Here is a 20,048-nt window from a genome sequence, read left to right as displayed (position 1 = left end):
ATCTGTGAGATAGACATAATGCGGCAAATTCAAGTAACTGGAGAAATAACATGGAGTTTTTCAGGAAAACGGCACTTGCTGCACTGGTTATGGGATTCAGCGGCGCGGCGCTGGCATTACCTAACATCACCATTTTAGCCACTGGCGGAACGATTGCTGGCGGTGGTGATTCCGCAACAAAATCCAACTACACGGCAGGCAAAGTCGGTGTAGAAAATCTGGTAGATGCGGTGCCGCAACTGAAAGATATCGCTGTGGTCAAAGGCGAGCAGGTTGTGAATATCGGCTCCCAGGATATGAACGATGAAGTCTGGTTAACGCTGGCGAAGAAGATCAATGCTGAATGTGATAAAACCGACGGTTTCGTAGTCACGCATGGTACGGACACCATGGAAGAAACCGCATATTTCCTCGACCTGACAGTCAAATGCAACAAACCGGTGGTACTGGTAGGTGCAATGCGTCCATCTACTTCAATGAGCGCCGATGGTCCGTTTAACCTGTATAACGCGGTGGTAACGGCGGCAGATAAAGCCTCTGCAAACCGTGGCGTGCTGGTGGTGATGAATGACACCGTACTGGATGGTCGTGATGTGACCAAAACCAATACCACTGATGTTGCTACCTTCAAATCCGTTAACTACGGCCCGCTGGGATACATCCATAACGGCAAAATTGACTACCAGCGTACGCCTGCCCGTAAGCACACTACTTCTACGCCGTTCGATGTGTCTAAGCTGACAGAACTGCCGAAAGTGGGGATTATCTACAACTACGCTAATGCTTCTGATCTGCCGGCAAAAGCGCTGGTAGACGCAGGTTATGCAGGGATCGTCAGTGCGGGTGTAGGTAACGGTAACCTGTATAAAACGATTTTCGATACCCTGGCGACTGCCGCGCATAAAGGTACCGTGGTTGTGCGTTCTTCCCGTGTACCAACAGGTGCCACCACGCAGGATGCTGAAATCGATGATGCGAAATACGGATTTGTCGCTTCAGGTTCGCTGAACCCGCAAAAAGCACGTGTGCTGTTGCAACTGGCGTTGACGCAAACCAAAGATCCGCAACAGATCCAGACGATGTTTAATCAGTATTAATCTATAAAGATAGCTGCGCTTATCGTCTCTGAGCCCCCAGGCCTGATAAGCGCAGCGCCATCAGGCCTGGCTATTTTCAGTGTTATTCCGCTAAAAACAATTCCAGCAGAGAGTTTAAAAACAGCTTACCGTGTCGGGTAATCTGCCAGAACTCTTCGTTCTCTGTCAGATACCCCTGCGTGATAGCCTCATCAATCTCTTTACGAATAACGTCTTCGGTAAGCCCGGTATATTGGGTAAATTCAGCACGCGGCGCGGCTTCAAGTAAACGAAAACGGTTCATAAAGAACTCGAATGGTTTGTCGGTCTGCGCCACATCACGCTGGCTTTCCTGGTAGCGCCCCTGCATATATCCGCGCGGGTGTCGCGTTTTGGTGGTGCGCAGGATGCGTCCATCTGGAAAAGTGACTTTGCCGTGAGCTCCGCAGCCAATACCAAGATAGTCGCCAAAACGCCAGTAGTTCAGATTGTGCTGACACTGATAACCCGGCTTAGCATAGGCTGATGTCTCATACTGCTGATACCCGGCGGCGGTCAGCAACCGATGGCCCTGCTCAAAAATATCCCACAGCGCGTCATCGTCCGGTAATACCGGAGGGCGTGAGCCAAAGAGAGTATTGGGTTCAATGGTGAGCTGATACCATGATAGATGAGGCGGGTTGAGCGCGATCGCCTGCTGCAAATCGCCCAGGGCCTCTTCCAGGGTCTGATCCGGCAAGCCGTGCATCAGATCAAGATTAAAGCTGCGAAGCCCCAGACCGTTCGCCAGATTGGCGGCGCGTTTGGCTTCTTCCGGCCCGTGTATACGTCCCAGGCGCTCAAGTTTAGTTGCGCTGAAACTCTGCACACCTATGGAGATACGGTTCACCCCAGCGTGTTGATAATCGACAAAGCGATCGGCTTCTACTGTACCGGGATTCGCCTCCATCGTGATTTCTGCATCAGCCGCCAGATTCAGGCGTGCGCGCACACCATCCAGCAGCGTTTGCATTGCCGGCCCTGAGAGCAGGCTTGGCGTGCCACCACCAATAAAAATCGTCTTTACTTCACGACCTTGTGCGTACGCAACGTCGGCATCCAGATCGCTCAGCAGATGCTGAACATAGTCATCATGGGGAACTTCACCCTTCAGCGCATGCGAATTGAAATCGCAGTAGGGGCATTTCTGCACACACCACGGGATGTGAATATAAAGACTCAGTGGTGGAAGCTTAACCATTACGCAGGGCATCCAGCAGCAGCTTCAGCGCTTGTCCGCGGTGGGAGATGGCGCTTTTCTCTTCACGAGTCAGTTCTGCCGCGGTTTTACCTTCAGACGGTACAAAGAAGATCGGGTCGTAGCCAAAACCGCCGTTTCCGACAGGCTCGCGGGTAATCACGCCCGGCCAGGTTCCGTGACAAACAATTGGCGTTGGATCGTCCGCATGGCGCATATACACCAGCACGCAATGGAACTGTGCCTGACGTTTCTCTTCAGGGATATCCCGCAGGGTGTGCAGCAGCTTTTCCAGATTCTGTTGGTCGGTAGCATCTTCTCCTGAATAGCGAGCGGAATAGATGCCTGGTGCGCCGCCCAGGGCGTTGACAGCCAGACCCGAGTCATCGGCAATTGCCGGCAGTCCGGTGATTTGCGCAGCATGACGCGCCTTCAGAATGGCGTTTTCAATAAAAGTCAGGCCGGTCTCTTCAGCGGAGTCAACGCCCAGATCTGTTTGGGCGACAACATCAAGCCCGAAATCGCTCAGGAGAGAGGCGAGCTCACGCACTTTACCGGCATTGCCGGTTGCGAGGACAACTTTTTGCATGGGATACCTAATCAGTTAGTGCCGCAATTTCTGGCGGGATTTGTTGCGGATGAATGATTTTAACCTGTTTGTGACGGCCAAGCTCGCCCTTCTCAATAACAACCTGGCTTTTCGCCACGCGGAATTGTTTACCGAGAAATTTAACCAGATGACTGTTTGCCTGGCCATCGACCGGCGGGGCGGTAATGGCGACTTTTACTTCGTCGCCATGTAAACCCACAATACTGTCCCGGCTGGCTTTAGGCTGAATATAGAGCCGTAAAACCAGACCGTCATCGCAGGGTGTTACGGCACTCATAACGCCATCCACAGCCCCGGCAGCAGCATATTACCTGTCGCCTGTAATACCTCTGCAATCCCCATGTTGATGACATAGAGCAGCAGTACCAGGATCATCGGGGAAAAGTCGATTCCGCCCATGCCTGGCAGTATGCGACGGATAGGACGCAACAGTGGGTCCGCCAGTTGAATCAGCACGTACTCCACGGGGCTACGACCCTGGCTGACCCAGCTCATGATGGCCATGACCAACAGCACCCAGAAAATCAGCAGCCCAATGGTTTTCAGAACAATAAGTACGGCGGCGATCCAGATAATCGGCTGGAATGTGACCACTTTGAATAGCACTATTGCCTTGATAAAACTGAGAATTAACGCGATTACTAACGAGGCGCTGTCGATTGGTCCCATCGGAGGGATAATACGGCGTAACGGCCCAATAATGGGCTGCGTGATTTTCACAATGAACTGTGAGAACGGGTTGTAAAAATCACAGCGGGACCACTGCATCCACACGCGCAATAGCAGCGCCATGGTATACAGCTCAATTACCGTTGAGAGCAGGAAGGTCAACGTATTCATGGTGTTCCTTAGTTTTCCTTAATTTTTTGTGTAATCACGAGCACCAAAAATAGCAGTGCCAATGCGTACCATCGTGCTACCCGCCGCGATGGCAGCATCCATATCATCAGACATTCCCAGTGAGAGCGTGTCGATATTTGGGTAGCGCGTTTTCAGCCCGGCAAATGCTACAGCCATTTGCTGTGCAACTTCAAACTGCCTTACATAATCTGACTCTGGCGCCGGGATCGCCATCAGACCACGCAGGGTAATGCGTGGCAGTGCGGCGATCTCAGCGGCCAGGGTATCAAGTTCAGCAAGTTGAATGCCTGACTTACTGTTCTCATCGCTGATATTAATCTGAATCAGAACATTCAGCGGTGGTAAGTCTGTCGGGCGCTGTTCACTTAGACGGGTAGCGATACGCAGACGATCTATCGTATGGCACCAGTCAAAATGCTCAGCCACCAGACGACTTTTGTTGGACTGCAACGGGCCGATAAAGTGCCATTGCAGACCCTCTACGCCGCTTTCTTTGAAGTAGCGGATCTTGTCCACACCTTCCTGAACATAGTTTTCGCCAAAGGCACGCTGCCCTGCGGCGATGGCTTCTTCGATGGCGCTCGCAGGTTTGGTTTTACTTACTGCAAGCAACGTAACTTCTTCTGAAGACCGCCCGCAACGCGTCGCGGCGGCTAAGATTTTGTCCCGGACATGTGCCAGGTTATGCGCGATATCGTTCATTTTCCGAGGATGTTCATATGAATATGGAAGAAATAGTGGCCCTTAGTGTAAAGCATAACGTGTCGGATCTACACCTGTGCAATGCATGGCCTGCGCGCTGGCGCATACGGGGGAGGATAGAAATTGCACCGTTTACTGCGCCAGATGTGGAACAGCTGCTGATGGGCTGGCTCAGCGATCAACAACAGGTACAGTGGCGGGAAAGTGGACAGATTGATTTTGCCATTGCGCTGGCGGACTCTCGTCGTCTGCGCGCCAGTGCATTTGCCCACCAACAAGGGACTTCGTTGGCCCTGAGGTTGCTGCCGGCCGCCTGTCCGAACCTGGAGGCATTGCAGACACCTGACCTTATATCTGAACTGCTACATAGTGAAAATGGGCTGATTTTGGTGACGGGAGCCACGGGGAGCGGGAAGTCTACAACACTGGCGGCGATGGTGGAGTACCTTAATCTGAACGTTGAAGGACATATTCTGACGCTGGAGGATCCTATTGAATATCGCTATACCAGCAAGCGCTGTTTGATCCAACAGCGCGAGATGGGGGCGCATTGCAGCTCTTTTGCCGCAGGATTAAGAGCTGCGTTGCGTGAAGATCCCGACGTTATTTTATTGGGAGAACTACGCGACAGCGAAACCATCCGCCTGGCGTTAACCGCCGCAGAAACCGGGCATCTGGTGCTGGCAACGCTACATACGCGTGGTGCGGCGCAGGCGGTGGAGCGGCTGGTGGATACTTTTCCCGCGCAGGAGAAAGATCCGGTTCGTAATCAACTGGCGGGTAGCTTACGGGCGGTGCTCTCGCAAAAGCTGGAAGAAGATAAGCAGGGAGGGCGAGTGGCGTTATTTGAGTTGCTGGTAAATACTCCGGCTGTCGGCAATCTGATCCGCGAGGGGAAAAACCACCAGCTCCCCGGTGTTATACAAACCGGGCAACTGGCAGGTATGCAGACTTTCGCTCAGAGCCTGCAGCAGCGTCAGGCGCAGGGCAGGCTGTAATGGGCTGAGGGTTTATGCTGGAGCAAAATGAAACGATGACCTTTTAGTAACCCTGCTCGAAATAACTTTCGAGAATAACGACGGCAGAGGCGGAGTCCACTTTGCCTTTATTCAACGCACGGTATCCACCCTGCTCAAACAGACCGGAGCGCGCCTCCACTGTGCTGAGGCGTTCATCGTGAAGTGTCACAGTTACGCCAAAACGACCGTGAATTCGGTTGGCGAACTTGCGTGCGCGTGCGGTAAGGGGTTGCTCAGTGCCATCCATATTCAGCGGCAGGCCGACAATGACCTCATCCGGCTGCCACTCTTTAAGCAGGCGCTCAATCAAACTCCAGTCCGGCGTGCCATCCTGTGCTTTGATGGCGGGCAGCGGTCTGGCTGTACCGGTAATGCGCTGACCAATAGCCACGCCAATACTTTTGGTACCAAAATCAAAGGAGAGTAATGTTTCGCTCATTATGCATGCCCTGCCACGCCAGGCATGGTCAGAATATCTATCCCGATAAGTTTCGCTGCATCGCGCCAGCGATCAGCAATCGGTGTTTTAAATAAAATGTTGAGATCGGCGGGGGCTGTGAGCCAGGCGTTATCCAGCAATTCTTGCTCCAGCTGACCTTTTTCCCAGGACGAATAACCTAGCGCGACCAGTACTTCGGAGGGTTGTTCCTGTGTACCTAAGGTTTCTAATACATCGCGGGAAGTCGTGATAATGGTGTTATCTGAAATAAGAATACTGGATGCGAAGCGCGAAGGCGGGGTATGCAGAATAAACCCACGATCTTCTGCCAGTGGGCCGCCAAGCATCACGGCTTTATCCAGACGAATAGCCGGGTCACGCGCCTCTGGTGTAATCTTCAGTTTTTCCAGTATCCCTTCAATCTGTAAATTTTCCAGGGGTTTATTGATAATAATCCCCATCGCGCCGTTTTCATTATGCTCACAAATGTACACCACGGAACGGCGGAAAATCGGATCCTGGAGAGCAGGCATGGCAATAAGAAAGTGATGCTGTAAATTCATTGTCAGAGGTTCTGTTTCCTGGTTCAAAAAAGCAACAGTGTGCAGTATGTGGGGAAAGCCCTTAATTGTCACTCATGTAAGGCGTCTTTTGCCGGAAAGTAGCGCTTTTCCGGTTTGTAGGAGGCGAAAAACGTAGGCCGGATAAGACGCTTTAGCGTCGTCATCCGGCATTAAACGCTTTATTTCTGCAGACGTGCCTCGATAGCATCCATCAACATACCGGTAATGGATACCGGGAATTCTGCTTCAATCTCACGAATACAGGTCGGGCTGGTGACGTTAATTTCCGTCAGGCGATCGCCAATGATATCCAGACCCACAAAAATCAAGCCTTTGGCTTTCAGGGTGGGACCAATGCGACGCGCAATTTCCCAGTCGCTGTCGGTTAACGGACGAGGTTCGCCACGACCACCGGCGGCCAGATTGCCTCGGGTTTCTCCACCTTGTGGAATACGTGCGAGGCAATACGGAACGGGTTCGCCATCAACCACCAGCACGCGTTTGTCACCGTCTTTAATCGCCGGCAGGTAGTTCTGTGCCATACAGTAGCGGGTGCCGTGCTCGGTCAGCGTTTCAGCAATTACGCCCAGGTTCGGATCGCCTTCCTTCACGCGGAAGATAGACGCTCCGCCCATGCCGTCCAGCGGTTTAAGAATGATATCGCTGTGTTTCTGCCAGAAGGCTTTCAGTTGTGCTTTGTTGCGTGTGACCAACGTTTCCGGGGTCAGGTCGGCAAACCAGGCGGTGAACAGCTTTTCATTACAATCGCGCAGACTCTGCGGTTTGTTAACGATCAGTGTCCCTTTCTCTTCTGCGCGTTCCAGAATATAGGTCGCGTAGATAAACTCGGTATCAAACGGCGGATCCTTGCGCATCAGAATGACGTCCAGGTCTGCCAGCGGCAGATCCTGCTCGCTGTTGAACTCATACCATTTGTCGTAGTTCTGCTCTACGCTCAGGGTACGCGTACGGGCGCGGGCTTCACCGTTAATCAGATAAAGATCGGCCATCTCCATATAGTGAAGTTCGTAACCACGGCGTTGTGCTTCCAGCAGCATAGCGAAGCTGGAATCTTTCTTGATGTTGATGCTTGCGATGGGATCCATCACGATGCCGAGCTTGATCATTGTTCTTCTCCGTTAAAAGCCCAACCTCTTAGGCTATTTTTCTTGCCAGTTTAAACCTGGGCAGTGCTCGCAATCCTCACGTACTGCGTGTACGCTCCGGTTGCTGTGCGCTGTCCGTGTTCAAACTAGCTGCGACAATTACGCCTAATAGGGCGGTCTTAGCCCAGATCACCAAAACGCACCTGTAGCGCGGTAATGGCGGTGAGCGCAGTTGTCTCAGTACGCAGAACGCGAGGTCCTAACAGGATATCAGTAAACTGATAACGTGCGGTCATGGCAATTTCATCTGCCGACAACCCACCTTCCGGGCCAATCAGCAACCGGATGCGCTCTACGGGTAGCGGCAGAGTGTTGATGCTCGCGCTGGCGCGAGGATGAAGGTTTAGCTTCAATCCCTCATCCTGTTCGGCGCACCAGGCTTCCAAATCCATCGCCGGGCGAATTTCAGGTACCCGGTTACGACCGCACTGTTCACAGGCAGCAATAGCTATTTTCTGCCACTGCTGGAGCTTCTTGTTCAGGCGTTCACTATCCAGTTTAACGCCGCAGCGCTCAGAAAAAAGTGGCGTAATGAGGCTTACACCCAGTTCAATCGATTTCTGGATAGTAAATTCCATCTTTTCGCCGCGAGACATAACTTGTCCAAGATGGATATGCAGCGGTGATTCACGATCGTCATGCTCAGCGCTAAGTACTTTCACATCCACACTTTTCTTGCTGGCATGGGTGATTTCGGCGTCAAATACTTGATTGCTACCGTCAAACAGTTGTAGCGCCTGGCCTGCGCCCATACGCAGCACGCGGCCGATATGGTTGGCGGCATCTTCACACAATGAAATTTGGCTGCCGGAAGAGAGTGGTTCAGGGTGATAAATGCGAGGAATGCGCATAGTTAACCATCCGCGTCATGGCCCAGAGCAACTTAAAGGTCAGGGCATGGGTTAAAAATATTGACGCTAGTGTAGGTTAGCTCTTTTGCGCCTGGCAAGCGCGTTGCACGTATGGGTTATGGTTACCCTGTACCTTAGCGATGCGTTCGTCGCGTTCACACTCCCAGTCCGTCACCGGATATTGCTTATTCCAGGCATTAAAAAGCTGGGTTTGCTGGCGGGAAAGCGTCAGATTGTACTGGTCGCGCATATAAAAATAGGTACGAGCAATGGCACCACGAGCGCGTACAGGCGGCTCGGCCACTTTTTCTTTAAAGTCGACCTTCATGGCGCACTGTCCGTACTGACCTTCACCGCCGTTCCACTGGCTGTACATGAAGTTAGCTCGATCGCCATTCACTTCACCCACCGCCGGTTGCAGGTTATGCATATCGCTTTCCATTTTGCGATAGACCGGATCTTTGGCACAGTTTTTACGTCCGCCGTCTTGCCAGCACTGGCGCTGATGACCAAATTGCCAGGCTGGCACGACATGTTCCCATTCAATACGGCTGGCACGATTTTCATTTTTTCGCACTTTATAGCCGCAGGAGGCCAGGTCAACGACCCCTTTTTTTCCCTGCCAGTTAATTTTACATCCGCAGTAGAAATCGCCAGGCGCATCGGCGTTAACTTTTACTCCTGCCGTTTTCGCTTGTGAAAAACTGTTGATGCCTTCGGCTAAAACCGGACCAGATAGCGCTGTGGCCAGCAACGCCACGGCAAAAGAGAGATTACGGTACATCACGAACTCCGTGTCAAATCGAGCGCGCAACGTAGCGAAAGTTGTTCCTGTATGCAATCAGCAGGATCAGAAAAGTTCCTGATAATTCGCAGGATTATTCGGCAACCAACGGTTCACCGCAGTGGACGCAGCGATAAGTCGCTTCACCACGAACAACGCGATTGTGGCGACGGACAGTGAGCTGGTGCTCCTGGCACTTACAGTGGTAGGTATAAGTATTGCGTCGTACTGACTGAAGTTCGAACTGATGCGTGCGTCTGGCCGGTACGCCCAGCACATTCTCCATCATCCATTTCCACTCTTTACCGTGTGGCGGTACGCGGCCAAAGTATTTCCAGACCAGCAAATGCGCCAGTTCATGAGGAACGACCTCTTCAACGAACGCCTCGACGTTTTCCATCAACAGTACCGGGTTGAGGCGGATTTCATAGTTTTGCAGCCACGCCGTACCCGCTGCGGTGCCACGTTGTTGATAAACCAGCTTTGGTTCCGGGTAATTACGTTCCAGCTTTTGGTTTGCCTGGGCGAGTTTTTCCCGCAGGCTGCGCATTACGGCTTGCTGGATAGCGATGGGTAGACGGGAGGTTTTCATAACGCCAGAGGATAATGGGACAGGAAAAGGACTGCAAGAGGGAGGCTTCCCCCGGTGGGGGAGGAAGCCTCAGATGATTAGTCGTGTGCGCCGATTTCGCGCAGTTTACGGCCTTTCATCAGGTTACGTTCAATGTGTTCCAGAGAAACGTTTTTGGTTTCCGGAATCAGCCACAAGGTCAGGAAGATGAACAGGACGTTCAGACCACCGTAGACCCAGAAGGTATTGGCGCTTCCCAGCGAGTTCAGCATCGTCAGGAAGGTTGCGCCGACAATCATGTTGGCAATCCAGTTGGTTGCAGTAGAACAGGTAATCCCGAAATCGCGGCCTTTCAGCGGCTGAATTTCAGAACACAGTACCCAAATCAGCGGACCGGCACTCATTGCGAAGCCAACGATAAACATTAGCAACATCAACACTGCGAAGTACTGGGCAGCAGCAGAATGTATACCCACATGCATCATGGTACCCAGCACGCCCATACCAACGGCCATGACGATAAAGCCGAGGATCAACGTTGGCTTACGGCCCCAGCGATCAACCAGGCCAATGGCAATAAAGGTAGCCAGTACGTTGGTCAGGCCAACGATAACGGTGCCCCACATCTGCTCAGTGGTGTTGGTGTAACCCGCCAGTTCAAAGATTTTTGGCGCGTAGTACATGATGACGTTCATCCCGGTGAATTGCTGCATCACCTGTAACAGCACGCCGAGGAATACCGCGCGACGGAAGTTGCTGTTCTCTTTAAACAGAGCCCAGCCACTCTGTTTCACCTGCAGGCTTTCACGAATTTCATCCAGCTCGCGCTTGGCTTCTGCGCTGGTATCTCGCAGGCGCAACAGCACCCGTTCGGCATCAACAAAGCGACGTTTGGCGGCGAACCAGCGTGGACTGTCCGGCAGGAAGAACACGCCAACCAGTAGCAGCAGAGCAGGGATGATAATTACGCCCAGCATCCAGCGCCATGCACCGCTATAGCTAAATGCGGTATCGGACAGATAGGCGCCGAGGATCCCGATGGTGATCATCAACTGATACATGGAGATCATGCTGCCACGGATCTTTTCCGGCGCAATTTCGGACAGGTACAACGGTGCGGTGTAGGACGCGACGCCAACCGCCAGGCCCAGCAGTACGCGGGAGAGGAGCAGCACTTCAACATTCGGTGCGGCTGCGGAGAACAGCGACCCTGCGACAAACAGGATGGCGCCGATCATCAGGCTTTTTTTACGCCCCAGCTTGAAGGAGAGCCAGCCACTGCCGACAGCCCCTACGGCTGCACCAAACATCATGGAACTCACCACCCATTCCTGAGTGTGTGCGGAAATTTGAAACTCGTCGGTAATGAAAGGTAAAGCACCGGCAATAACACCGATATCCAGGCCAAAAAGTAATCCTGCCAGGGCTGCAAGAAAGCAGACAAAAAATGTCATGGCTTTGTTGGAACGCCCCTGTTTTTTATTGTCAGGCATGATGCCCTCCGGTTGGGTAGCTAGTTTTGTTGATGTTAAGGGTAGGTGAGTACGGAGTAAAAAAATGCGATTTTCATCACATTAGTGTAATCGCTTACACTAACATTCATATTGATTATGTATTATCTTATTGAAAATAAAGATTTTTAATAATGGTGTTTGGTGAGTGATTGCCTGGAATTAAGACGATGCTGAAAAAATATGTAACAGTATTGAAACTATAGAAATAAGGCAATGTGAATTCAGTGTGAGTTGATATTAACTGAATGTAATCGCTTTCATTTGTAGTGAAAGTCACGTGTAAAACGCATTGCCAGTGGGCTGAGTTGTGGGCGAGGCGAAGGCAAAAAAAAAGACCAGCCTTCAGGCTGGTCCTAATTTGCTGTCTGTTGCCGGTGAATTACTTCAGACCGGCAGCATCACGCAGCAGTTGCGCTTTGTCAGTTTTTTCCCATGGGAAATGTTCGCGACCAAAGTGACCGTAAGCGGCGGTTTCTTTGTAGATCGGGTGCAGCAGATCCAGCATCTGAATCAGGCCGTACGGACGCAGGTCGAAGAACTCACGAACCAGCAGGGTCAACTGTTCAGAAGGTACTTTTTCAGTACCGAAAGTTTCCACCATGATAGAGGTTGGTTCAGCTACGCCGATAGCGTAGGAAACCTGAATCTCACAACGGTCAGCCAGACCTGCGGCAACGATGTTTTTCGCTACATAGCGGGCAGCGTAGGCTGCGGAACGATCAACTTTAGAAGGATCTTTACCAGAGAATGCACCGCCGCCGTGACGAGCCATGCCGCCGTAGGTATCAACGATGATTTTACGACCTGTCAGACCGCAGTCGCCCATCGGGCCGCCGATAACAAAACGACCGGTTGGGTTGATGAAGAATTTGGTCGAAGCAGTCAGCCACTCGGTCGGCAGTACTGGCTTGATGATCTCTTCCATCACCGCTTCTTGCAGTGATTTTTGATCGATGTCTTCTGAGTGCTGAGTAGACAGAACTACTGCATCAATACCGACGATTTTGCCATCGTCATACTGGAAAGTGACCTGGCTTTTTGCATCCGGGCGCAGCCAGGATAACGTGCCGTTTTTACGTACTTCAGCCTGACGCTGAACCAGACGGTGAGCATAGGTGATGGGAGCTGGCATCAGCACGTCGGTTTCATTGGTTGCATAACCAAACATCAGACCCTGGTCACCCGCGCCTTGCTCCAGCGGATCGGCACGATCAACACCCTGATTGATATCCGGGGACTGTTTACCGATAGCACTCAGGACAGCGCAAGAGTTAGCATCAAAGCCCATGTCGGAATGCACGTAGCCAATTTCGCGAACGGTGTTACGGGTGATCTCTTCGATATCTACCCATGCGCTGGTAGTGATCTCACCGCCAACTAAAACCATGCCGGTTTTGACGTAGGTTTCGCAGGCAACGCGTGCTTTCGGATCCTGCTCGAGGATTGCATCCAGAACAGCATCAGAAATTTGGTCAGCGATTTTGTCAGGATGCCCTTCTGATACGGACTCGGACGTAAAAAGGTGTTTTGCCATATTTAATTTCACCTAAGGAGAATTTGGTTAGCTCAAACTGTTGCGTGGAATAGTCATGTGTAGAAGATTCTACCATGAGTCTGCATATTACTGACACTGGCAGTCTGAGTGTTAATCGGTATAGATGGATTAACTTCTGGACGTCTATTTTAGGTTACTTCTCCGCACGATTTCCAGCTTTTTTTGAGTAAAGTCGTATTGCACTGAAAATGTAACTGGAAATTTTTCCTGACGGTGCTGGCAATGCGTGCATTTATCTTTTGCTTTTTCGCACTGTTGTCGGTATAAAACGCGACGCGCGGCTCAAATATCCGTCATAGTTCAAGTTGCATATGCATTGGCTTCCTGCAACTCGAATTATTTAGGGTAGACAAAAAGCACACGACGTTTTCATCGTGTTGCCACTTCCAGCCGGGTTAAAACTTTAGCTTTGGCTTGTGGGTTCGTTCTTTATGGAGCGACCATGGAGGTGATACGAGATAATGAACCGTTGTATTCTGCTGAATCTGTCACACCGTTCTGGTGTACATATGTCCCCCGCAATCTGCATCTTGCATACCTGCCGATGTTATACCCATCTCGGCGCTTCTCAGGACTCCAGAGCCGGTAACGGCAACTAAGGACTGAACAAGGGCGCTCTTGTTAAAACAAGAGTTTTCTCGTGGTTTCGCCGAACCGTCATCTTTAAGTTCGGTTACGTGTTTACAATGAAATGAAAAAGAAACCGGTCGCACAGTCGGAGCGTCAGCACTATCTGCTGGAAAATCTGCCTGTTTATGGGTTGTTATCGCGTCTTCGGATTGCGATAGTAGTCAACTGTTTTACACTTGTTAATAAAATCTGAGGTTCGCTATGTCTGACGACATTTCTATGGGTTCGCCTTCGTCAGCAGGCGGACAGGGTGTACTACGCTCCATGCAGGAGGTTGCAATGAGTTCCCAGGAAGCCAGCAAGATGCTGCGTACTTACAATATTGCCTGGTGGGGTAATAACTACTATGACGTCAATGAGTTAGGACACATTAGCGTGTGCCCGGACCCTGACGTACCGGAAGCGCGCGTCGATCTCGCTAAACTGGTGAAAGCCCGTGAAGCGCAAGGCCAGCGCCTGCCTGCATTGTTCTGCTTCCCGCAGATCCTGCAACACCGTCTGCGTTCAATTAACGCCGCGTTTAAACGCGCGCGGGAATCTTACGGCTATAAAGGCGACTACTTCCTTGTTTACCCGATCAAGGTCAACCAACACCGCCGCGTGATTGAATCGCTGATCCATTCCGGTGAGCCACTGGGGCTGGAAGCGGGTTCGAAAGCCGAACTGATGGCTGTTCTGGCCCATGCGGGTATGACCCGTAGCGTTATCGTCTGTAACGGCTACAAAGACCGTGAATACATCCGTCTGGCACTGATTGGCGAGAAGATGGGCCACAAGGTCTATCTGGTCATCGAGAAGATGTCTGAAATCGCTATCGTGCTGGATGAAGCTGAGCGCCTGAATGTGATCCCGCGTCTGGGCGTGCGTGCGCGTCTGGCATCACAAGGTTCTGGCAAATGGCAGTCCTCCGGCGGCGAAAAATCCAAGTTCGGTCTGGCGGCAACGCAGGTTCTGCAACTGGTTGAAACGCTGCGTGAAGCAGGGCGTCTGGATAGCCTGCAGTTACTGCACTTCCACCTCGGTTCGCAGATGGCGAACATTCGCGATATCGCGACCGGCGTACGTGAATCTGCACGTTTCTACGTTGAACTGCACAAACTGGGTGTTGATATTCAGTGCTTCGATGTGGGCGGCGGTCTGGGCGTGGATTATGAAGGTACGCGCTCGCAGTCTGACTGCTCGGTCAACTATGGGTTGAACGAGTACGCCAACAATATCATCTGGGCGATTGGCGACGCCTGTGAAGAAAACGGATTGCCGCACCCGACGGTGATCACCGAGTCTGGCCGTGCGGTAACCGCGCATCATACCGTACTGGTGTCTAACATTATTGGTGTGGAGCGTAACGAATATACCGAGCCGACCGCACCGGTTGAAGATGCTCCACGTGCGTTGCAGAGTATGTGGGAAACCTGGCAGGAAATGCACGAACCAGGTACCCGTCGTTCGCTGCGTGAATGGCTGCACGACAGCCAGATGGATCTGCACGACATTCATGTTGGCTATTCATCCGGTACGTTCAGCCTGCAGGAGCGCGCCTGGGCGGAGCAACTGTATTTAAGCATGTGCCACGAGGTGCAAAAACAGTTAGATCCGCAAAACCGTGCGCACCGTCCAATCATTGATGAACTGCAAGAGCGTATGGCGGACAAAGTGTACGTCAACTTCTCACTGTTCCAGTCAATGCCGGATGCGTGGGGCATCGATCAACTGTTCCCGGTTTTGCCGCTGGAAGGGCTGGATCAAGTGCCTGAGCGTCGTGCGGTATTGCTGGATATCACCTGTGACTCTGACGGCGCTATCGACCACTACATCGATGGGGATGGTATTGCCACCACCATGCCGATGCCGGAGTACGATCCAGAGAACCCGCCGATGCTGGGCTTCTTTATGGTGGGTGCGTATCAGGAAATCCTCGGCAACATGCACAACCTGTTCGGTGATACCGAAGCGGTTGACGTGTTTGTCTTCCCGGACGGCAGCGTGGAAGTTGAGCTATCTGACGAAGGGGATACCGTGGCGGACATGCTGCAGTACGTACAGCTGGATCCAAATACTTTGCTGACGCACTTCCGTGACCAGGTCAAACAGACCGATCTGGATGATGCGCTGCAACAGCAGTTCCTCGAAGAGTTCGAGGCAGGTCTTTACGGATACACATACCTGGAAGACGAGTAAGGCTGTCCCGGTTCGCTTGAACCGGGACAAATTAACGGCGATAATTCGCCCATATAAGTAGCTACGTAAATCAATCCCTTCCTCGTCGGGCTTAACGACGCGGAGGGGATTTTTTTTCACCGATTTTAAAAGAGGTCAGTACATGAGCACCTTAGGTCATCAATACGACAACTCCCTGGTTTCTAACGCCTTTGGTTTTTTGCGTCTGCCAATGAATTTCATGCCATACGACAGCGACGCCGATTGGGTGATTACCGGCGTCCCTTTTGATATGGCAACGTCCGGTCGTGCGGGTGGCCGCCATGGCCCGGCAGCGATCCGTCAGGTTTCCACCAACCTCGCCTGGGAACATAACCGCTTCCCGTGGAACTTCGATATGCGTGAGCGCCTGAACGTAGTGGACTGCGGCGATCTGGTTTATGCGTTCGGTGATGCTCGTGAAATGAGTGAAAAGCTGCAGGCGCATGCAGAGAAACTGCTTTCCGCGGGTAAACGTATGCTCTCCTTCGGCGGTGACCACTTCGTCACTCTGCCGCTGCTGCGCGCCCACGCTAAGCACTTCGGTAAAATGGCGCTGGTACATTTTGATGCTCACACCGATACCTACGCCAACGGCTGCGAATTCGATCATGGCACCATGTTCTATACCGCACCGAACGAAGGTCTGATCGATCCGAACCATTCGGTACAGATCGGGATCCGCACTGAGTTCGACAAAGACAACGGCTTTACCGTATTGGATGCCTGCCAGGTGAACGATCGTAGCGTTGATGACATCATTGCGCAGGTTAAGCAGATTGTGGGTGATATGCCGGTATACTTGACTTTTGATATCGACTGTCTTGATCCGGCGTTTGCTCCGGGAACCGGTACGCCGGTGATCGGCGGTTTGACCTCCGATCGTGCAATCAAGCTGGTGCGCGGTCTGAAGGATCTGAACATCGTTGGGATGGACGTCGTAGAAGTCGCTCCGGCCTATGACCAGTCCGAGATCACCGCGCTGGCGGCGGCTACGCTGGCTCTGGAAATGCTTTACATCCAGGCAGCGAAAAAGGGCGAGTAACCGGTATCGGACTATTTTGCTCGCCATTTTGAACCCGGGCAGTGCTCGCCATCCTCACGTACTGCGTGTACGCTCCGGTGGCTGTGCGCTGTCCGTGTCCAAACTGGCTTCGCCAATAACGTCCGATATCATCGCAGAATAAGGCTAAAACTACTTAATCCCATCCGCGCTCATGCGATCGCGAATATGTTGAGCTCGTTCTGCTGATGCCGGATGATCGTCAAACATCGTGCTTTGACGTCCTTCCTCCAGTTTCGCCAGCTTCTCAAAACTGGTTGCTAACCCTGCCGGGCTGATGCCACGTTTGCGCAACAAATCATACGAGTAATCATCCGCTTCGGACTCCTGACGCTGGGAGAACTGTGAGTTCACCAGTTTTTCACCCAGATCGCCCAATTGTGATTGTGACAGGCTGCCGACGATCCCGCCCGCAGAGGCCGCCGCGGCACGTACGGCGTTGGTTCCCAGCGCAACCTGCATACCTTTTTTCACGTGACCCAGCGCGACGTGACCCATTTCGTGACCAATGACCGCCTCAACTTCATTATCGGTCATCATATCCATCAGACCGCTATAGACGCGGATACAGCCGTTTGCCATGGCAAAGGCGTTCACATCTTTCGCCATGTAGACTTTGTAGTTTACCGGCTGGCCGTTGATATTATCGCCAAGCGCAGCGGAAATTTTACTTAAACGCGTCGCATATTCGCTGCCCGCCGGGGCGATGGTCGCTTTGCTGTCCATATCCTTACAGGCCTGATCGCTCAGCGCTTTAACCTGGGCATCGCTCAGGCTGTAGGCCTGAAAAGCCTCCGCACCTGAAGAAAGCAGTCCGTTGGAGTCCATATTCTGGCAACCGGTCAATGCCGTAGCCATGCTCATAGCAAGCAGTAAAGCGCGAATTTTCATTTTTTCTCTTCCGCACAAAGTCAGGATTATTCTAAAAAATGCGTGGCTTGCAGATAAACCGACGCTCGGCCTAAGTATAAAGAAAAGAACAATAAGCATGCGAGAAGATTGCGCAACTTACGAGCATGATCCGGAGATTTCTGAAGCGGTAAAAGGATGCTCCATGTACATGACACGCGGCTTGGGTTACATTGTTGGCACTTTTTTCCGGCGTAGCCCAAAACGCGCTGTCGTCAAGTCGTTAAGGGTATGGCCTTCATTATCCGATCTGGAGTCAAAATGTCCTCACGTAAAGAGCTTGCCAATGCTATTCGTGCGCTGAGCATGGACGCAGTACAGAAAGCCAAATCCGGTCACCCGGGCGCCCCGATGGGGATGGCTGACATTGCCGAAGTCCTGTGGCGTGATTTCCTGAACCACAACCCGAATAACCCATCCTGGGCTGACCGTGACCGCTTCGTGCTGTCCAACGGCCACGGCTCTATGCTGATCTATAGCCTGCTGCACCTCACCGGCTACGATCTGCCGATGTCTGAACTGCAGAACTTCCGTCAGCTGCATTCAAAAACTCCGGGTCACCCGGAAGTGGGTTATACCGCGGGTGTGGAAACCACTACCGGTCCGCTGGGTCAGGGTATCGCTAACGCGGTTGGTATGGCTATCGCTGAAAAAACACTGGCGGCGCAGTTTAACCGTCCAGGCCACGACATCGTTGATCACTTCACCTACGCTTTCATGGGCGATGGCTGCATGATGGAAGGTATCTCTCACGAGGTATGCTCCCTGGCCGGTACGCTGAAACTGGGTAAACTGATTGCGTTCTACGACGACAACGGCATCTCCATCGACGGTCACGTTGAAGGCTGGTTCACTGATGATACCGCGAAGCGTTTCGAAGCTTACGGTTGGCACGTAGTTCGTGGCGTAGATGGTCACGATGCTGATGCGATTAAACGCGCAGTAGAAGAAGCTCGTGCAGTGACTGACAAACCGTCTCTGCTGATGTGCAAAACCATCATCGGCTTCGGTTCTCCAAACAAAGCAGGTACGCACGATTCTCACGGCGCACCGTTGGGCGACGCTGAAATCGCACTGACCCGTGAACAACTGGGCTGGAAATACGCGCCGTTCGAAATCCCGTCTGAAATCTATGCTCAGTGGGATGCGAAAGAAGCAGGCCAGGCAAAAGAAGCTGCATGGAACGAGAAGTTTGCTGCTTATGCGAAAGCCTTCCCTCAGGAAGCGGCTGAATTCACCCGTCGTATTAACGGTGAAATGCCGTCTGACTTCGATGCGAAAGCGAAAGAGTTCATTGCTAAACTGCAGGCTAACCCGGCGAAAATCGCCAGCCGCAAAGCATCGCAGAATGCAATCGAAGCGTTTGGTCCTTTGCTGCCGGAATTCCTCGGTGGTTCTGCTGACCTTGCGCCTTCCAACCTGACGCTGTGGTCTGGTTCTAAAGCGATTAACGAAGATGCCGCCGGTAACTACATCCATTACGGTGTACGTGAATTCGGTATGACCGCTATCGCGAACGGTATCTCTCTGCACGGTGGTTTCCTGCCGTACACCTCTACCTTCCTGATGTTCGTGGAATATGCCCGTAACGCGGTACGTATGGCTGCGCTGATGAAACAACGTCAGGTAATGGTCTATACCCACGACTCCATCGGCCTGGGTGAAGATGGCCCGACTCACCAGCCCGTAGAGCAGGTTGCTTCCCTGCGTGTTACCCCGAACATGAGCACATGGCGCCCATGTGACCAGGTTGAATCCGCAGTAGCGTGGAAATACGGCGTTGAGCGTCAGGATGGCCCGACCGCGCTGATCCTCTCCCGTCAGAACCTGGCGCAGCAGGAACGTACCGAAGAGCAACTGGCGAACATCGCTCGCGGTGGTTATGTACTGAAAGATTGTGCAGGTCAGCCGGAGCTGATCTTCATTGCTACCGGTTCTGAAGTTGAGCTGGCTGTTGCTGCGTGGGACAAACTGACCGCAGAAGGCGTGAAGGCGCGTGTGGTTTCCATGCCGTCCACTGACGCATTCGACAAACAGGACGCGGCTTACCGTGAATCTGTACTGCCGAAAGCCGTTTCTGCTCGCGTTGCTATCGAAGCGGGTATTGCGGACTACTGGTTCAAATACGTGGGCCTGAACGGTGCTATCGTCGGTATGACCACCTTTGGTGAGTCTGCTCCGGCAGAGTTGCTGTTTGAAGAGTTCGGCTTCACCGTAGACAACGTGGTCGCGAAAGCGAAAGCGCTGCTGTAATTCTGATTACAACGGTAAACGGGTCGCTCAGGCGGCCCGTTTTTTTTGC

21 protein-coding genes are annotated in these 20,048 nt (G+C 52.3%); 7 read left to right on the top strand and 14 right to left on the bottom strand.

Annotated elements, in window-relative coordinates; translation table 11 throughout:
* The first annotated feature begins 50 nt into the window (after positions 1–50).
* Positions 51–1,097 (top strand): L-asparaginase 2, encoded by a 1,047-nt coding sequence (ansB, locus tag AACS05_RS19710; protein WP_045447400.1) that lies wholly within the window; start codon positions 51–53, stop codon positions 1,095–1,097.
* A gap of 82 nt (positions 1,098–1,179) precedes the next feature.
* On the opposite strand, the gene hemW is transcribed toward ansB, so the two are convergent.
* Genes hemW through AACS05_RS19685 form a run of 5 tightly spaced genes read right to left on the bottom strand, consistent with a single transcriptional unit; the run spans position 1,180 to position 4,486 of the window.
* Positions 1,180–2,316 carry a radical SAM family heme chaperone HemW gene (gene hemW / locus AACS05_RS19705; protein ID WP_045447397.1) on the bottom strand — a complete coding sequence of 379 codons (1,137 nt, stop codon included), beginning with the start codon at positions 2,314–2,316 and terminating at the stop codon, positions 1,180–1,182.
* Positions 2,309–2,902: an XTP/dITP diphosphatase gene (locus tag AACS05_RS19700; protein WP_045447394.1), complete on the bottom strand. Its 594-nt coding sequence runs from the start codon at positions 2,900–2,902 to the stop codon at positions 2,309–2,311. The genes hemW and AACS05_RS19700 overlap by 8 nt, the downstream gene beginning before the upstream one ends.
* A 7-nt stretch (positions 2,903–2,909) precedes the next feature.
* Positions 2,910–3,200 (bottom strand): DUF167 family protein YggU, encoded by a 291-nt coding sequence (gene yggU, locus AACS05_RS19695; RefSeq protein WP_003027101.1) that lies wholly within the window; start codon positions 3,198–3,200, stop codon positions 2,910–2,912.
* Positions 3,197–3,763: a YggT family protein gene (locus tag AACS05_RS19690; protein WP_045447391.1), complete on the bottom strand. Its 567-nt coding sequence runs from the start codon at positions 3,761–3,763 to the stop codon at positions 3,197–3,199. Before AACS05_RS19690 ends, yggU begins: the two co-directional genes overlap by 4 nt.
* An 18-nt stretch (positions 3,764–3,781) precedes the next feature.
* On the bottom strand, positions 3,782–4,486 hold the full coding sequence (locus AACS05_RS19685; protein WP_045447388.1) for a YggS family pyridoxal phosphate-dependent enzyme: 705 nt from the start codon (positions 4,484–4,486) through the stop codon (positions 3,782–3,784).
* 17 nt (positions 4,487–4,503) lie between these two features.
* Between AACS05_RS19685 and AACS05_RS19680 the strand changes: the two genes are divergently transcribed.
* Positions 4,504–5,484, top strand: a complete 981-nt coding sequence (locus AACS05_RS19680; protein WP_045447384.1) for a type IV pilus twitching motility protein PilT — start codon at positions 4,504–4,506, stop codon at positions 5,482–5,484.
* A 43-nt stretch (positions 5,485–5,527) separates the two neighbouring features.
* Here the strand turns inward: AACS05_RS19680 and ruvX are convergent, their stop codons facing one another.
* From ruvX to metK, 8 genes are all read right to left on the bottom strand, one after another.
* Positions 5,528–5,944 carry a Holliday junction resolvase RuvX gene (gene ruvX / locus AACS05_RS19675; protein ID WP_045447381.1) on the bottom strand — a complete coding sequence of 139 codons (417 nt, stop codon included), beginning with the start codon at positions 5,942–5,944 and terminating at the stop codon, positions 5,528–5,530.
* Positions 5,944–6,507 carry a YqgE/AlgH family protein gene (locus AACS05_RS19670; protein WP_045447378.1) on the bottom strand — a complete coding sequence of 188 codons (564 nt, stop codon included), beginning with the start codon at positions 6,505–6,507 and terminating at the stop codon, positions 5,944–5,946. The genes ruvX and AACS05_RS19670 overlap by 1 nt, the downstream gene beginning before the upstream one ends.
* Positions 6,508–6,686: 179 nt before the next feature.
* Positions 6,687–7,634, bottom strand: coding sequence for a glutathione synthase (gshB, locus tag AACS05_RS19665; protein WP_045447375.1), 948 nt, complete (start codon positions 7,632–7,634; stop codon positions 6,687–6,689).
* Positions 7,635–7,792: 158 nt separating this feature from the next.
* A complete protein-coding gene (rsmE, locus tag AACS05_RS19660; RefSeq protein WP_045447373.1) occupies positions 7,793–8,524 on the bottom strand; it encodes a 16S rRNA (uracil(1498)-N(3))-methyltransferase in 732 nt (243 codons plus the stop codon).
* Positions 8,525–8,600: 76 nt separating this feature from the next.
* Positions 8,601–9,308, bottom strand: a complete 708-nt coding sequence (gene endA / locus AACS05_RS19655) for a deoxyribonuclease I (protein WP_045447370.1) — start codon at positions 9,306–9,308, stop codon at positions 8,601–8,603.
* Positions 9,309–9,402: 94 nt separating this feature from the next.
* Entirely contained in the window at positions 9,403–9,900 is a 498-nt protein-coding gene (locus AACS05_RS19650; protein ID WP_045447367.1) for a SprT family zinc-dependent metalloprotease, read from the bottom strand.
* A gap of 77 nt (positions 9,901–9,977) precedes the next feature.
* Positions 9,978–11,372 (bottom strand): galactose/proton symporter, encoded by a 1,395-nt coding sequence (galP, locus tag AACS05_RS19645; protein ID WP_045447364.1) that lies wholly within the window; start codon positions 11,370–11,372, stop codon positions 9,978–9,980.
* A 400-nt stretch (positions 11,373–11,772) separates the two neighbouring features.
* Entirely contained in the window at positions 11,773–12,927 is a 1,155-nt protein-coding gene (gene metK / locus AACS05_RS19640) for a methionine adenosyltransferase (RefSeq protein ID WP_020996311.1), read from the bottom strand.
* A 482-nt stretch (positions 12,928–13,409) separates the two neighbouring features.
* Here metK and AACS05_RS19635 point away from each other — a divergent pair, with 482 nt between their 5' ends.
* The 4 genes from AACS05_RS19635 to speB all read left to right on the top strand — a co-directional run bounded on the left by AACS05_RS19635 (position 13,410) and on the right by speB (position 16,819).
* Positions 13,410–13,547: a hypothetical protein gene (locus tag AACS05_RS19635; protein ID WP_269429419.1), complete on the top strand. Its 138-nt coding sequence runs from the start codon at positions 13,410–13,412 to the stop codon at positions 13,545–13,547.
* Positions 13,548–13,639: 92 nt separating this feature from the next.
* Entirely contained in the window at positions 13,640–13,771 is a 132-nt protein-coding gene (yqgB, locus tag AACS05_RS19630; protein ID WP_071829029.1) for an acid stress response protein YqgB, read from the top strand.
* Between the two features lie 8 nt (positions 13,772–13,779).
* The gene (gene speA, locus AACS05_RS19625; protein WP_071829027.1) at positions 13,780–15,756 is read left to right on the top strand and encodes a biosynthetic arginine decarboxylase; all 1,977 of its coding nucleotides are present in this window, start codon (positions 13,780–13,782) and stop codon (positions 15,754–15,756) included.
* Positions 15,757–15,898: 142 nt separating this feature from the next.
* Positions 15,899–16,819 (top strand): agmatinase, encoded by a 921-nt coding sequence (gene speB / locus AACS05_RS19620; RefSeq protein ID WP_003027056.1) that lies wholly within the window; start codon positions 15,899–15,901, stop codon positions 16,817–16,819.
* 150 nt (positions 16,820–16,969) lie between these two features.
* On the opposite strand, the gene AACS05_RS19615 is transcribed toward speB, so the two are convergent.
* Positions 16,970–17,728 carry a M48 family metallopeptidase gene (locus tag AACS05_RS19615; RefSeq protein WP_045447355.1) on the bottom strand — a complete coding sequence of 253 codons (759 nt, stop codon included), beginning with the start codon at positions 17,726–17,728 and terminating at the stop codon, positions 16,970–16,972.
* Between the two features lie 279 nt (positions 17,729–18,007).
* Between AACS05_RS19615 and tkt the strand changes: the two genes are divergently transcribed.
* Positions 18,008–19,999, top strand: coding sequence for a transketolase (gene tkt, locus AACS05_RS19610; RefSeq protein ID WP_045447353.1), 1,992 nt, complete (start codon positions 18,008–18,010; stop codon positions 19,997–19,999).
* Positions 20,000–20,048: the final 49 nt, after the last annotated feature.

The organism is Citrobacter sp. S-77, from assembly GCF_963864895.1.
Classification (GTDB): domain Bacteria; phylum Pseudomonadota; class Gammaproteobacteria; order Enterobacterales; family Enterobacteriaceae; genus Citrobacter; species Citrobacter murliniae.
The sequence above is the reverse complement of the archived record's forward strand: the minus strand, read 5'-3'. Positions and strand labels throughout refer to the sequence as shown.

Excerpts from the sequence above, each read along its gene's own strand:
- ansB (WP_045447400.1), top strand. The coding sequence starts at position 51 with ATGGAGTTTTTCAGGAAAACGGCACTTGCTGCACTGGTTATGGGATTC.
- AACS05_RS19700 (WP_045447394.1), bottom strand. The coding sequence starts at position 2,902 with ATGCAAAAAGTTGTCCTCGCAACCGGCAATGCCGGTAAAGTGCGTGAG.
- hemW (WP_045447397.1), bottom strand. The coding sequence starts at position 2,316 with ATGGTTAAGCTTCCACCACTGAGTCTTTATATTCACATCCCGTGGTGT.
- AACS05_RS19680 (WP_045447384.1), top strand. The coding sequence starts at position 4,504 with ATGAATATGGAAGAAATAGTGGCCCTTAGTGTAAAGCATAACGTGTCG.
- metK (WP_020996311.1), bottom strand. The coding sequence starts at position 12,927 with ATGGCAAAACACCTTTTTACGTCCGAGTCCGTATCAGAAGGGCATCCT.
- AACS05_RS19650 (WP_045447367.1), bottom strand. The coding sequence starts at position 9,900 with ATGAAAACCTCCCGTCTACCCATCGCTATCCAGCAAGCCGTAATGCGC.
- AACS05_RS19690 (WP_045447391.1), bottom strand. The coding sequence starts at position 3,763 with ATGAATACGTTGACCTTCCTGCTCTCAACGGTAATTGAGCTGTATACC.
- ruvX (WP_045447381.1), bottom strand. The coding sequence starts at position 5,944 with ATGAGCGAAACATTACTCTCCTTTGATTTTGGTACCAAAAGTATTGGC.
- yggU (WP_003027101.1), bottom strand. The coding sequence starts at position 3,200 with ATGAGTGCCGTAACACCCTGCGATGACGGTCTGGTTTTACGGCTCTAT.
- AACS05_RS19670 (WP_045447378.1), bottom strand. The coding sequence starts at position 6,507 with ATGAATTTACAGCATCACTTTCTTATTGCCATGCCTGCTCTCCAGGAT.
- gshB (WP_045447375.1), bottom strand. The coding sequence starts at position 7,634 with ATGATCAAGCTCGGCATCGTGATGGATCCCATCGCAAGCATCAACATC.
- AACS05_RS19685 (WP_045447388.1), bottom strand. The coding sequence starts at position 4,486 with ATGAACGATATCGCGCATAACCTGGCACATGTCCGGGACAAAATCTTA.
- AACS05_RS19635 (WP_269429419.1), top strand. The coding sequence starts at position 13,410 with ATGAACCGTTGTATTCTGCTGAATCTGTCACACCGTTCTGGTGTACAT.
- speB (WP_003027056.1), top strand. The coding sequence starts at position 15,899 with ATGAGCACCTTAGGTCATCAATACGACAACTCCCTGGTTTCTAACGCC.
- tkt (WP_045447353.1), top strand. The coding sequence starts at position 18,008 with ATGTCCTCACGTAAAGAGCTTGCCAATGCTATTCGTGCGCTGAGCATG.
- endA (WP_045447370.1), bottom strand. The coding sequence starts at position 9,308 with ATGTACCGTAATCTCTCTTTTGCCGTGGCGTTGCTGGCCACAGCGCTA.
- speA (WP_071829027.1), top strand. The coding sequence starts at position 13,780 with ATGTCTGACGACATTTCTATGGGTTCGCCTTCGTCAGCAGGCGGACAG.
- galP (WP_045447364.1), bottom strand. The coding sequence starts at position 11,372 with ATGCCTGACAATAAAAAACAGGGGCGTTCCAACAAAGCCATGACATTT.
- rsmE (WP_045447373.1), bottom strand. The coding sequence starts at position 8,524 with ATGCGCATTCCTCGCATTTATCACCCTGAACCACTCTCTTCCGGCAGC.
- yqgB (WP_071829029.1), top strand. The coding sequence starts at position 13,640 with ATGAAAAAGAAACCGGTCGCACAGTCGGAGCGTCAGCACTATCTGCTG.
- AACS05_RS19615 (WP_045447355.1), bottom strand. The coding sequence starts at position 17,728 with ATGAAAATTCGCGCTTTACTGCTTGCTATGAGCATGGCTACGGCATTG.